The organism is Variovorax sp. GW458-11-26-14-LB1 (genome assembly GCF_059423965.1).
Genome location: NZ_JBWKYW010000088.1, coordinates 1 through 12,836, shown reverse-complemented (window position 1 = coordinate 12,836; position 12,836 = coordinate 1). Strand labels below are relative to the sequence as shown.

Here is a 12,836-nt window from a genome sequence, read left to right as displayed (position 1 = left end):
CTGACCTTTGCCACCGTCACGCAGCTGGCCGTGGGCGTGGCCGCCGGCGCGCGCCGCACGCTGATCGCCAACCAGGTGGTGAGCGACGAAGACCTCGCAGGCATCCAGCTGCTGCTGGCCGACCATGCGGACCTGCGTGTGGTGTTCCTGGTCGACTCGATCGCGCAGTTGGCGCTCATCGAAGACTGGTCGAAACGCAACCCCGCGAGCGTGCCTTTCGAAGTCATGCTCGAGATCGGCGTGCAGGGTGCGCGCACCGGTTGCCGCACGCACGACGAAGCCATTGCGCTCGCCACGCGGGTGCGCGCCAGCGACGCGGCCAAGCTCGTGGGCATCGAGACCTATGAGGGGCAGGGCGCCACCGGCGAAAGCGGGCCCGACACGGCCTACGCCACCACGCTGATGGACCGCGTCGAAGCAGTGGCCCGCCATTGCGACACGCACCAGCTCTTCGAGACCGACGAGGTGCTGGTCTCGGCCGGCGGCTCGGCCATCTTCGACCTCGTGGCCGGGCGCCTGAAGCCCGCGCTGGGTGCGCCCGTGCGCGGCCTGCTGCGTTCGGGCTGCTATGTCACGCACGACCACGGCTTCTACAAGCGCATGGTGAGCGTGGTCGACGAACGCCTGGGTTGCGAATGCGGCGAAGGCCTGACGCCGGCGATGGAGGTCTGGGCCAACGTGCAGTCGCGGCCCGAGCCGGGGCTGGCGATCCTCTCGGTCGGCAAGCGCGACATCTCCTTCGACCTGTCGATGCCCGTGCCGATCGCGCGCGCGGCGCGCGGCGCGTTGCAGCCGCAGGGCGTGCCCGCGGGATGGAAGATCACCGCGCTGAACGACCAGCACGCCTATCTGCGCTGGGATGAGAGCGAAGAGGCCGATGCACCCAAGGTCGGCGACCGCGTGGGCCTGGGCATTTCGCACCCCTGCACCACCTTCGACAAGTGGCACTGGATGCCCGTGGTCGAGAACGACTACCGCGTGAGCGACGCCGTCGCCATGCACTTCTGAACAACGCACCGATGACGCCCTCATTGCTCCAGAGGATCGCCGAGGCGCGCAGCGACGCGCCGGCCACGCGGCGCGCGATCCTCGACCTGATCCTCGAAGACCCCGACCGCGCGCTCGAAGAGAGCTTCGAGCAGCTCGCCGAGCGCTCGCGCAGCTCGGTGCCCACCATCATGCGCACCTGCCGCGACCTCGGCTTTGCCGGGCTGCGCGAGTTCAAGCTCGCGCTCGCGCAGGAGCTGGCGCTCGGCGGCTCGCCGCTGCACCGCCGCGTCAACATCGAAGACGCCGCCGACGAAGTGGTCGGCAAGATCGCACGCAGCGCCGCGGCCTCGGTCTCGGGCGTGCGCGGCCAGCTCGACATGCAGGTGCTCGACGGCGCGGTGCGCGCCATCGCGGCCGCGCCGCACGTCGACCTGTACGGTGCGGGCGCCACCTCGTGGTTCATGGCGAACGACCTGCAGGCGCGCCTGTTCCGCCTCGGCCTCTCGGCCAACGCCTGGGCCGACTACCACTTGCAGCAGGTGGCCGGCGCGGCGCAGCGCCCGGGCGGCGTGGTCATCGCCATCTCGCACGTGGGCGGCATGCCCTCGCTGCTCGACGCGGTCGACATCGCACGCGGGCAGGGCGCCCAGGTGGTCGCGATCACGCGGCCGGGCACGGCGCTCGCGGCCAAGGCCGACTTCCTGATCGGCCTGTCGGTGCCCGACGACGCCGTTATGCACGTGGGCATCGACGCCTACCTCACGCACCTCACGGTCATCGAGATCCTTACCGTGCTGGTGGCGCAGCGCCGCGGCGAGCCCGCCGTGCAGCGCCTGCAGCGCGCGCGCGAGGCCTTCCAGCGCCACGGCATCGACGCCACCACGCACCCGCTGCAAAGCTGGGACGGTGGCGGCATCAACACAAAAAAGGGAGACGGCGAACCATGAGCGACACCCCAGCCGTGCTGCTCGAAGCCGGCCTCGTGGTCGACGGCTCGGGCGGCCCTTCGTGGCCCGGCGACGTGCTGCTGCAGGGCGACCGCATCCTGGCGCTGGGCGAAGGCCTTCGCACGCGCCTGCCTGCAGGGTTGAACATCGCCGACGTCGACGTGGTCGACTGCCGCGGCAAGGTGATCGCGCCCGGCTTCATCGACGCCCACACGCACGACGACGCCATCGTGCTGCGCGACCCGCTGTGCCTGCCCAAGGTGTCGCAGGGCATCACCACCGTGGTCACGGGCAACTGCGGCATTTCGCTGGCGCCGTACCGCACGCCGCAGTCGAAGCCGCCGCTCACGCTGCTGGGTGCGGACTCGTTCAAGCACGCGACCATGGCCGAGTACCGCGCGGCGGTCGATGCGGTGCAGCCGGCACTCAACGTGGCCGCGCTGGTCGGCCACACCACGCTGCGCTTCGCTGCCATGCAGGCGCTCGACCGGCCCGCCGATGGCGACGAGCTGGCGCGCATGGAAACGCTGCTCGACGACTGCATGGCCTCGGGCGCGCACGGCATGTCGTCGGGCCTGTTCTACGAAGAGGCCTTTGCCGCACCGGCCGAAGAAGTCACCGCGCTCGCGCGCGTCGTGGCACGCCATGGCGGCGTGTACGCCACGCACCTGCGCAGCGAGATGCAGCAGATCATCGAGGCGCTGCACGAGGCCGGCGACACGGCCTTCAGCGCGGGCGTGCCGCTGGTCATCTCGCACCACAAGTGCGCCGGTCCCGCGAACTGGGGCCGCACGAAGGAGACGCTGCCGCTGATCGAGGCGCTGTCGCAGCGCCAGGAGATCGCGATGGACGTCTACCCCTATGTGGCCGGCTCCACCGTGCTGCGCGAAGACCTGGTCGACGGCGTGATCGACGTGCTGCTGACCTGGTCCGACCCGCACCCCGAGATGACCGGCCGCCTGATCTCCGACATCGCGCGCGAGTGGGGCACCACCGAGCAGGAGGCCTGCCTGGGGCTGAAGCCTGGCGGCGCCTGCTATTTCCAGATGCAGGAAGAAGACGTGGAGCGCGTCATCGCGCACCCGCTCACCATGATCGGCAGCGACGGCCTGCCGCACGACCGCCATCCGCATCCGCGCCTGTGGGGCGCGTTCCCGCGCGTGTTCGCGCGCTACTGGCGCCAGCGCAAGCTCTTCACGCTGGAGCAGGCGGTGCACAAGATGACGGGCATGACGGCGCGCAACCTGCGCATCGCCGATCGCGGCCTGCTGCGCGTCGGCACCATGGCCGACGTGGTGGTGTTCGACCCCGAGACCATCACCGACACCGCGACCTACGACAAGCCGCATGGTGTGAGCCTCGGCGTCGAGCGCGTGTTCGTGAACGGGGTGCTGGCCTACCGTGGTGGCGAGGGCGAAGCGAAGGTGCTGGCGCGCGCGGGGCGGATGCTCACGCGCGGACGCTAGGGATCAAGCAAACACCAGGCAGACGGGCACGGGCACCTGCGCCACCTGCACCGGCTGGTCCAGCCTGCCGCTGGCCGGATCGATGCGCAGACGCAAGAGGGTGTCGCCCTTCTGGCTGAGCGCGTAGAGGTGGCTGCCGCCCGGCGCCATCGCCAGCGCACGCGGAAAGCGCAGGCCTTCGCCCCAGTGCTGCAGCGGTGTCAGTGCGCCGTTGCTCGGGTCGATGCGGAACGCGGCGATGCTGTCGGCCATCGGGTGGTCCGACTTCAAGCGGCGGTTGCTCGCGTAGAGAAACTGCCCCGACGGATGCATCACCAGCGCCGCCGCGTTCTTCTGGCCGGTGTAGCCCTCGGGCACGGTCGAGACGCGCTGGCGCTGTTCCCCGACCTTGCCGCTCGCCGCGTCGTAGCCGAAGCCCGCGACCGTGGCGTCGAGTTCGTTCACCACGTACAGGAAGCGCTGCGACGGATGCAGTGCCAGGTGGCGCGGGCCGCTGCCGGGCGCGACGGCCGTGCGGCCGAGCAGGGCCAGCTGGCCGTCGGCGAGCGTGAACGCGTTGATGCGGTCGGTGCCCAGGTCGGTGGCGAGCAGGCGCTGGCCCGTGCCGTCGAACAGCACCATGTGCGGATGTGGCGATTCCTGCCGCTGCGCGTCGGTGCCGGTGCCGGTTTCCTTCTCGATGCCCGAGACCTTGCCCAGCCTGCCGTCCGCCTCGATGGGCAGCACGTTGTAAGCACCGCCGCCGTACAGCGCCACGGCCAGCGCGCGGCCGTCGGGCGACACGGCCAGGTGCGCGGGGACCACGCCCGAGAGCGAGAGCGGCTGGCGGTTGAGCAGCGTCAGGCGCCCGTCGTTCGCATCGATCGCATAGGCCTCGGCCGTGCCGGTGGGCAGGCCCTGGTAGGTGTCGATCTCGTTGATCGCGTAGAGGAAACGCCGGCTCGGGTGCACCGCGAGGAACGAGGGGTTCGCGCTCGCGACGGTCTGCACCGGCGTCCAGCTGCCGTCCCGGATCGCGAGCACGTAGATGCCCTTCGATGCCGGGCCGCCGGCGGTGCCGCCCGGCGCGTCGCTGGTGTAGGTGCCGACGTAGGCGAAGCGGGGCGCGGGCGCGGTGCTGGCGGTGGTAGCGGCCGCGCCGGTGTCGGGCGTCTGCGCGCCGGCGGGGACCATCGGCGTCAGCGCGCCGAGCGCGGAGGCGCCGCCGATCCACTGCATGACGGCGCGGCGGTCCTGACCGAAGCGGTTGGGGCTGTGTGGCATGGAAATTCTTCCTCTCGTTCAGGGCCGCACCGACATGGCGTGGTGAAAGATGTTGTTCGGGTCGTAGCGCCGCTTCACTTTCCGAAGGAAGGCGTAGAGCCCCTGGTCCCCGTAGTACAGCTGCGGCCAGAACGGGTGCGCCAGCATGTCGTTGTCCGGGTAGTTGATGTAGCAGCCCTCGTAGCGCTCGCCGGGGTAAGGCGTGCCGGCAAAGCGCTCGGGCACGTCGGGCGTGCCGTACACGTCGCGGTAGAAATCGCCGATCCAGCGCAGGTGGCCCGCATCGTCCGCCGCGCTGCGCCAGTAGGTCTGGTACTGCAGCTTCATGATCGATGCGCGCTGCGGCACGGCGGTGTCGTCGATGCGCTCGGGCTTGTTGATCGCGCCGCCATAGGAGTCGACCTGCACCAGCGACTGGCTCAGGTCGATGCCGGGCATCGTGCGCGTGAGGTGCGTGTAGATGCGCTGCGCCTCGCGGGCCGTGAAGCTGCGCTTCATGTAGGCCGACTTGTACTTGCCGCGCTGGTTCTCGCCCGAGCCGTTGAGGTACTGCGTGGCCGTGAGCCAGTCGTAGCGCGTCACGGTGTGCGGCTTGGAGCACAGCAGCTGGCCCGTGTCCCGCTGCGGCGCCGGGCCCACGCCGGGCACGCGGCCCTTCAGCGGCACGGGCGTGCAGGCGCGAAAGCGCTCGAGAAAGTCGTGCAGCACCGTGAGGTCGTTGCAGGTGCCGTCGGGGTTGCAGAACTGCGTGAGCATCACGATCTGGCCCGACGAGCGGTGCGTGAGCTTGAGCAGCGAGAACATGCCCCAGGTGTCGGGCGAGGTGCCGCGCGTGGCCCAGTAGTCGCCGTAGATGGCGAGCAGCTGGGCGAAGCGTGCGGGCGTCATGCTGGCCCAGTCGAACGCGACCACCGCGAGCGCCACCTCGCGCGGCGCGGTCGGCAGGGTGTCGAACACATAGCTGGTGATCGCGCCGAAGTTGCCGCCGCCCGCGCCGCGGCAGGCACGGAACAGATCCGGGTCGCGCGTCGCGTCCACGGTGCGCGGCACGACCTTGCCGCGCGCATCGACCGTGAGGATGTCCACCGCCGAGAGCCAGTCGACCGTGAGGCCCTGCAGGCGCGAGAGCAGGCCGTAGCCGCCGCCGCAGATGTGCCCGCCCGCACCCACCGAATAGCAGGAGCCGCCGGGCAGCGTGACGTTGCTCTGCTTGTACAGATCGAGGTAGCCGTTCCAGTTCTGCGTGCCGGGTGCGACGCGGTAGCGGCCGTCGCCCTTGCGCTCGGCACTGGCCTGCGTGAGCAGGCTCAGGTCGAGGATCGCACCGCCGGGGTTGTTGGAGACGAAGTCTTCATAGCAATGCCCGCCGCTGCGCACCGTGGGCCGCCGGCCCGCATCGACGATGCGCTGCAGCGCGGCGGCGGCATCGTCCGCGTTCTCCACCAGCTCGATGCGCGACGCCGCGTCCGACTCAACGGAAGGCCATCGCAGGTTGAAGCCTTTCTTCAGGGTGTTGTAGCGCGGATCCTGGCGTGTCACGGTGATGGTCATGGGCACTTTCTGAAGGACGTCGAGCGACGGCGGTAAGACGAAAGAAGGACGCGAAACCTGGGGCGTGTCTTACGCGCGGGTATTCATTTGCAAGGCCGGCCGGAAATGGAAGCGTTATGTCTTATCTCCAGCAGGCCGTGCGGAATGCCGCGCGATGGCGCTCATCTTGCCGTCAATTTCGAGCGCGTCGCACCCCCTCGAAAGCATGTGGGTTTCGCGTCACGGACACCGCATTCGGCGCGCAACAAGGACGCGCGGAAGGCGCCTGCGATCTCAGCGTGCGCCGGCCGCGGCTTCGTCTTCCGGCTGCGCCTGGAACATGCGCGTGAAGTCGCAGCACGCCTGCGCCAGCATCACGATCGACGAGGTGAGCGCGCTGCGGTGCTCGCCCTTGTGCATGGCCACGTAGCGCACGACGGGCAGCGCGGGCGTCACGTCGAGCACCTCGAGCATGCCGGCGTCGACCAGCGGCGCGAGGCATTCGCGCGGCAGGTAGCTCACGCCCAGGCCCGACACGGTGAGGCCCGTGAGCGCCACGAGGTTGCTCACCACGATCGCGTTGGCGGGCTGCACGCCCTGGTCCTTCATCCATGCGTCGTAGGCGCGGCCGGTGCCCGAGTTGTTGCCCTGCACCAGCATGCGGTGGCGCGCCAGGTCGTGCAGGCGCACGGTGCCGGTGGCTGCGGCCGAGGGAATCACGCCGGGCTTGCACATCCACGCGCTCTTCACGCGGCCGATGACCTTGCTCTGCATGCGCGAGTCGGCGAAGGTGTGGGGCACGATGACCACGTCGAGCTCGTCGGCCAGGAGCTTGTCGCGCAGCTGCAGGCTGTCGTCCACGTCGGGCTCGAGGATCACCTTGGGGTAGTGCTGCTGGATCAGGCCGACCAGGCGCGGCAGCCACGTCATGGCGGTGAGCTCGGTCACGCCCAGGCGGATGCGCCGCTCCACCACGCCGGGCTTGCCGAACTGCTCGACGGCGGCGTCGCGCTGGTCGAGCAGCTTCCTGGCGAGCACGAACATCTCCTCGCCTTTTTCGGTGAGGCGCGCCGTGCGCTGGCTGCGGTCGAACAGCTCGGTGTCGAACAGCTGCTCCAGCTCGTGCACGCGCTTGGAGATGGCCGACTGCGAGGTGTGCAGCTGGTTGGCCGCCTGCGCGAAGCCGCCCAGCCGGGCGATCCAGTAGAGGGCTTCGAGTTGCTTGAAGGTCATCACGGCGGGCGGCTCCTGAAAGAAAGAACGCTTTTCTTCATGCGATTCGATCACAAAAAATCGCTTTTAGAAATTCATCGGGACGCAGAAGATGCGCGCCAGGCCACCGTCATTGCAACCCAAGGAACACACCATGGACTTCAAACTGCCTCTCGCACCTTTCGCATTGGCACTCGCCCTCGTCTTCGTCTGCGGCGCCGCCAGCGCGCAGGACGCCGGCACGCTGCGCAAGATCAAGGACAGCGGCACGATCCAGATCGGCGCGCGCGACAGCCAGATCCCGTTCTCGTACAAGCTCAGCGCCGACAGCGCGCCCATCGGCTTCACCAACGACATCTGCCTGAAGATCGTCGATGCCGTGAAGGCCAAGCTGGGCCTGCCGAAGATCGAGGTGCGCTACACCATGCTCAACTCGACCAACCGCATCCCGCTGCTGCAGAACGGCACCGTGGACCTGGACTGCGCGACCACCACCAACACCACCCAGCGCCAGGCGCAGGTCGACTTCGCACCCAGCCACTTCGTCACCAACATCACGGCCGCCGTGAAGAAGAACTCGGGCATCAACGCGCTGCCCGACCTCAACGGCAAGAACGTGGCCACCGTCTCGGGCAGCACCTCGATCCAGCTGCTGCGCGGTGCGCGCAAGAGCGGCGCCATCGAGGTGAACGAGATCGCGGGCAAGGACACCTCCGACGGCTTCCTGCTGTTGTCCACGGGCCGCGCCGATGCCTACGTGCTCGACGACGTGCAGCTGGCCGGCATGATCGCCAGCGCCACCAACCCGGGCGACTACAAGATCCTCAAGGAGTCGCTGCGCCAGGAGCCCTACGGCATCATGCTGCGCAAGGACGACCCCGAGTTCAAGGCGCTGGTCGACGAGACGGTCAACGGCCTCATGAAGTCGGGCGCCATCGAGCAGCTGTACACCAAGTGGTTCCTCTCGCCGATCCCGCCGCGCAACGCGAACCTCAACTTCCCGATGACGGATGCGGTGCGCGAGATCTACAAGAACCCCAACAACAAGGGCGTCTGACACCATGGCAGCCACACGTGCGGACCTGCCCCGAGGCGAGCTCCTTTCCGATGCGCTGATGCGCCAGGTGCGCGAGCGCTTCCTGGGCATCGAACGCGACCACCACGGCCGCGAGCGCCTGTACTTCGACAACGCCGGCGGCTCGTTCCGGCTCAAGGCCGCGGTCGAGCGCTTCGCGCTGGTCGACGCCATTCCCGACAACGCCGAGCGCATCCACGCCACTGCCGTCGAGCTGCAGGCGATGCAGGCGCGCGGCGCCGACGATCTGCGCACCATCCTCAACGCCACCGGCGGCAGCGTGTACCCCTCGCTCACCGCCTCGGGCGCGATGTTCGACATGGTGCGCGCGGTGGCCGAGAACGTGCCGGGCACGAACATGGTCACGACCGCGCTCGAGCACCCGTCGGCCTTCGACGCCATGCGCCTGTATGCGGAGCGCCTCGGGCGCGAGCTGCGCGTGGCAAAGAGCAACCCCGTCACCGGCGGCGTCGACGTGGACGCCATCGTGGGGCTGGTCGACGAAAACACCTGTGTGCTCAACGTGATCCACGCGTCGAACATCTCGGGCGCCAAGCTCGACATGGCGGCCATCGTGCGGCGCGCGCGAGAGATCAAGCCCGACCTGTACATCCTCGTCGATGCCGTGCAGCACGCGCCGCACGGCGTCATCGACCTGCAGCAGACGCCGGTGGACGGCATCAACCTCGCGCCCTACAAGTTCTTCGGCTGCCGCGGCTCGGGCTTCTCGTGGATGTCGGAGCGCGCGGCTGCATTGCCGCACCACAAGCTGGCCGGCAAGAAGCCCGGACATTGGGAGCTGGGCAGCTCGGCGCCGTGGCAGTTCGCGGTGCTCACCGAGATCGTCGACTACGTGGGCTGGCTCGGCGGCCACTTCACCGATGCGACCGACCGCCGCGCCCGCTTCGTGGCGGGCATCGAGCGCATCGAGCTGCACGAGCGCGCGCTGCTGGCGACGCTGCTCGACGGCACCGCGCAGACGCCGGGCCTGCGCGCGCTCGACGGCGTGCAGGTTTTTCTCGACCACGAAGACTTGACGCAGCGCGACCTGATCCTGGGCATCGGCTTCGACGGCCTTGACTGCACGCAGGCCGTGGTGGAGTACGGCCAGCGTGGCGTCACCGTGTACGAGCGCGTGGCCAGCAGCATCTACTCGAAGCGGATGCTCGAATCCTTCGGGCTCGAGGGCACCGTGCGCGTGTCGCCGCTGCACTGCCACACGGTGGGCGAGATGGAGGCCTTCCTGCGCGTGACGCGCGAGATCGCCGACGCTTTCACGCCTGCAGTCAGCGCGGCGTAGGGCGCGCCAGCGCCGCGCAGGCCGGCGTGTCGTTCGCCTGCCGCAGGTAGGCGAGCAGGTCGGCGCGCTCCCGCGGGTCGGGCACGCCGTCGTAGGTCATGCTGCTGCCCGGCACCATTGCGAGCGGGGCGCTGAGGAAGCGGTCGAGCGTCTTGTCGTTCCACACGATGCGCGACTTCTTCATTGCCTCCGAGTACGCGAAGCCCGGCACGCTGCCGGCGAGCCGGCCGAACAGGCCGCAGTGGCGCGGCCCGACCCGGTCGGCGGCCAGCGCGTGGCAGGCCTGGCAGCGTGCGTAGACCTGTTCGCCGCGCACCGCATCGGGCGTTGCGGCACCCGCACAGGCCCATGCGGCCAGCAGGCCCGCTGCGAGCCCGCGCGCCGCACGGCTCACGACACGAACGCCGAAGGCACCGGCGCCTCGCCAAGCGCCTGGCGCAGCACGGCCCAGTGCATCGCCTCGTCGCCGAGGATGCTGGCCGCGGCCTTCGACAGCTCGCGGTTGCCGAACAGCGGCACCGCGCCCAGGTAGGCGCTCACGGCGCCCTGTTCAAGCTTCGCCGCGAAGCGCAGCACATCGGCCTGCGACTTGAGCTGTTCCACGGGGAAGTCGTAGCGCGCCTTGGCCGCGACGGCCTTGCCGCCGAGCTTCGCGATGGTCTTGGCCAGCAGGTCCGCATGCTCCTTGTGGTGGCCCTGGAAGGTCACGGCGAGGTCGAGCACGGGCTTCTCGAGCAGCTTGCTTTCCGCGCCGAGCTGGTAGGCCGCGATGGCCTCGAGCTCGGCGCCGAGCGCGGTGTTGAGGATCTGCACGTCGTTGCCGGTGGCACCGCCGCTCTTCGCGGCGAGCGCGTCGCGCCCCGCCAGCAGCGCCACGGCGGCGCCCGACAGCATCAGGCCGGAGCGGCCGAGAAAGGCGCGCCGCGCGGCGGCCGGGGTGGGCATCAGGAAAAAGGACATGGTGGGGTCTCCTCGGGGGTGGTGGTTGTGGGAAGAATCATCAAGGCAGCGCCGCCAGCACGCGCGCCACGATGCGGTCGCAGCGCGCGCCGTCGAACGCGAAGGCGTCGCCCGTCGCCAGGTCGATGTCGCGCGACAGGCTTTCGCGCAGCAGGCTGCGGGCGCGGAAGAAGCGCAGCCGCACCGTGGCCTCGGGCAGCTGCAGCGCCTCGGCGGTTTCGCCGACGCTCAGTTCCTGCACCGCGCGCAGCACGAACACGGTGCGGTAGGCGTCGGGCAGCCGGTCGATGTGGCGCTCCATGAGTCGGCGAAGGTCTTCCCGCATGGCGAGGCGCTCCGGTTGGCGGTCGGGGTCGTCGGCGAGCTGCGTGTCGGGGGCGTCGTCGTCGTCCCCCGCAGCCATGCCGCCGTCGAGCGGAATCACCTGCGCGCCACGACGGCGCAGGCGCCCCAGTGCCTCGTTGATGACGATGCGCACCAGCCAGGTCGAGAGCTTCGCTTCGTCGCGGAAGCCGCCGATGGCGCGCCAGGCGCGCAGGTAGGCGTCCTGCAGCGCGTCTTCGGTGTCGGCGTCGCTGTGCAGGATGCTGCGCGCGGTGCGAAACAGCAGCTGGTTGTGGCGCCGCATGATGCGCGCAAAGGCCTGCGTGTCGCCCTGCGCGGCGCGTGCGGCCAGGTCGGCGTCGGACGCGTTCGCGTCGGCATCGGCAGTCAGTGGCAAGGCGGTGGGCGGCATGCGGTGAGTTCCTTCTGCCCATTGGATGGCGCCCCCCCGCGCCGTGTTGCAACTTTCTTTTTTGCCTTTCAGACCATCGTCTGCCATTCGATCGTGCACAGCCGCTCGTCGACCACGCCGCGCACGCCCGCGATGCCCTCGGCCGCCACGCGCGCCGCGTCGCGTTCGGCCTCGTTGCCGACCATGCCGTGGTACATCACGATGCCGTTGTCCACCGACACATGCGACCACGCGCGGCTCCACCAGGTCTGCCGCTCCAGTTCGGCCACGAGACGCGCCAGGATCTGCGCGTCGTCGCACGCATCGGCGCTCGAGGTGTCGGCCTCGGCCTGCCGCAGCAGCGCCTTGACCAGGTCGCCGCTCGTCACGATGCCCACCAGCCGGCGCCCGCGCACCACCGGCAGGCGCTGGATGCGGTAGGCGGTCAGCAGCTGCGCGACGCGGGCCAGCGAGAGGTCTTCGGCGATCGACACCGGCTCGCGCGTCATGAGGTCGGCCGCGCGCAGGGCGTGCGCGCGCACGTAGTCGCGCGGCGGTGCGGTGCGCTGCACCCAGCGTTGCCACCACGGGTGCGGCGGCGCGCCGCCGGGCTCGGCTTCGTAGCGGTGCAGCAGGTCGGATTTGCTCACGATGCCGACCACCTCGCCCTGGTCGAGCACCGGCACGCCGCTGATGTGGCGCGCCAGCAGCAGCGCGCTGATGTCGCGCACCGGCGTGTCCGGCGCGACGGTGAAGACCGGCGAGGTCATGACGTCCTGTGCATTCATGATGAAGCTCCTTCCTGCGGCCCGCGCGGGGCCTGTGATGCCTGGGGGGCCTGCTGCGCATCGACGCGCGCGATGTTCTGCTGGTGCGACACCAGCATGGCCGTCAACTCGCCGTGGATGTGCGCGTCGCCGACGTGCGGCAGCAGCGCCTGCAGCTTGCGCACCACCCAGCCCTGGCCGCGGTTGAGCAGCGCCAGGCGCGCGCCCAGTTCCGGCACGGCCATCGCGCGTTCGTAGAAAGCGCCGGTGCGCGTGCTGGGCGTGGCGGCCAGTGACTGGATCGCGTCGATCAGCACGCCGCACCAGCGCACCTCGTCGCGGTGGATGTCGGTCACCAGGCGCTGCAGCGAGGGGTCGTCGGTCTCGGCGGCGCTGCGCAGCGTGATGCGCGCGCCGGCGCGCTCGGCTTCGAGCAGTTCGTTCAGCGCGGCCAGCAGTGCGTCGCGGTCGCCGGCTTCGCGATAGGCCGCGTCCAGCGCGTCGGCGTAGCAGACCGGCGAGGACACCTGCACCCGCTCGGGAAAACGCAGCCCCTGCGCGCGCAGCGCGGCGGGCGTGTCGGCGAAGGGCGGGGCGGCATCGTCGGGCGG

13 protein-coding genes are annotated in these 12,836 nt (G+C 69.9%); 5 read left to right on the top strand and 8 right to left on the bottom strand.

The window, feature by feature from the left end; translation table 11 throughout:
• From AC07YS_RS31355 to AC07YS_RS31345, 3 genes are all read left to right on the top strand, one after another.
• The coding region (locus tag AC07YS_RS31355) for an alanine racemase (protein ID WP_495273819.1) at positions 1-1,008 on the top strand (1,008 nt) is incomplete at its 5' end.
• Between the two features lie 11 nt (positions 1,009-1,019).
• Entirely contained in the window at positions 1,020-1,937 is a 918-nt protein-coding gene (locus AC07YS_RS31350; protein WP_492687427.1) for a MurR/RpiR family transcriptional regulator, read from the top strand.
• Positions 1,934-3,403, top strand: a complete 1,470-nt coding sequence (locus AC07YS_RS31345) for an N-acyl-D-amino-acid deacylase family protein (protein WP_495268717.1) — start codon at positions 1,934-1,936, stop codon at positions 3,401-3,403. Before AC07YS_RS31350 ends, AC07YS_RS31345 begins: the two co-directional genes overlap by 4 nt.
• A 3-nt stretch (positions 3,404-3,406) precedes the next feature.
• Here AC07YS_RS31345 and AC07YS_RS31340 read toward each other — a convergent pair whose 3' ends face one another.
• The 3 genes from AC07YS_RS31340 to AC07YS_RS31330 form a co-directional block, all read right to left on the bottom strand.
• Positions 3,407-4,666 carry a lactonase family protein gene (locus tag AC07YS_RS31340; RefSeq protein ID WP_495268718.1) on the bottom strand — a complete coding sequence of 420 codons (1,260 nt, stop codon included), beginning with the start codon at positions 4,664-4,666 and terminating at the stop codon, positions 3,407-3,409.
• A gap of 18 nt (positions 4,667-4,684) precedes the next feature.
• Positions 4,685-6,217 (bottom strand): FAD-binding oxidoreductase, encoded by a 1,533-nt coding sequence (locus AC07YS_RS31335; protein WP_495268719.1) that lies wholly within the window; start codon positions 6,215-6,217, stop codon positions 4,685-4,687.
• 273 nt (positions 6,218-6,490) lie between these two features.
• Positions 6,491-7,429, bottom strand: coding sequence for a LysR family transcriptional regulator (locus AC07YS_RS31330; RefSeq protein WP_495268720.1), 939 nt, complete (start codon positions 7,427-7,429; stop codon positions 6,491-6,493).
• 133 nt (positions 7,430-7,562) lie between these two features.
• On the opposite strand from AC07YS_RS31330, the gene AC07YS_RS31325 reads away from it, so the two are divergent.
• Together AC07YS_RS31325 and AC07YS_RS31320 are read left to right on the top strand one after the other, a co-directional pair.
• Entirely contained in the window at positions 7,563-8,465 is a 903-nt protein-coding gene (locus AC07YS_RS31325) for an amino acid ABC transporter substrate-binding protein (RefSeq protein ID WP_495268721.1), read from the top strand.
• A gap of 4 nt (positions 8,466-8,469) precedes the next feature.
• Complete coding sequence (locus tag AC07YS_RS31320) at positions 8,470-9,783, top strand: aminotransferase class V-fold PLP-dependent enzyme (protein ID WP_495268722.1); 1,314 nt, start codon at positions 8,470-8,472, stop codon at positions 9,781-9,783.
• Here AC07YS_RS31320 and AC07YS_RS31315 read toward each other — a convergent pair.
• The 5 genes from AC07YS_RS31315 to AC07YS_RS31295 all read right to left on the bottom strand — a co-directional run.
• Positions 9,770-10,144 (bottom strand): c-type cytochrome, encoded by a 375-nt coding sequence (locus tag AC07YS_RS31315; RefSeq protein WP_495268763.1) that lies wholly within the window; start codon positions 10,142-10,144, stop codon positions 9,770-9,772. The genes AC07YS_RS31320 and AC07YS_RS31315 overlap by 14 nt on opposite strands.
• A 29-nt stretch (positions 10,145-10,173) precedes the next feature.
• Positions 10,174-10,743, bottom strand: a complete 570-nt coding sequence (locus tag AC07YS_RS31310; protein WP_056578099.1) for a ferritin-like domain-containing protein — start codon at positions 10,741-10,743, stop codon at positions 10,174-10,176.
• A gap of 40 nt (positions 10,744-10,783) precedes the next feature.
• A complete protein-coding gene (locus tag AC07YS_RS31305) occupies positions 10,784-11,479 on the bottom strand; it encodes an RNA polymerase sigma factor (RefSeq protein ID WP_495268723.1) in 696 nt (231 codons plus the stop codon).
• Between the two features lie 68 nt (positions 11,480-11,547).
• A complete protein-coding gene (locus tag AC07YS_RS31300; protein WP_492700396.1) occupies positions 11,548-12,246 on the bottom strand; it encodes a CBS domain-containing protein in 699 nt (232 codons plus the stop codon).
• The coding region (locus AC07YS_RS31295; RefSeq protein ID WP_495273818.1) for a DUF6306 domain-containing protein at positions 12,243-12,836 on the bottom strand (594 nt) is incomplete at its 5' end. The genes AC07YS_RS31295 and AC07YS_RS31300, both read right to left, overlap by 4 nt.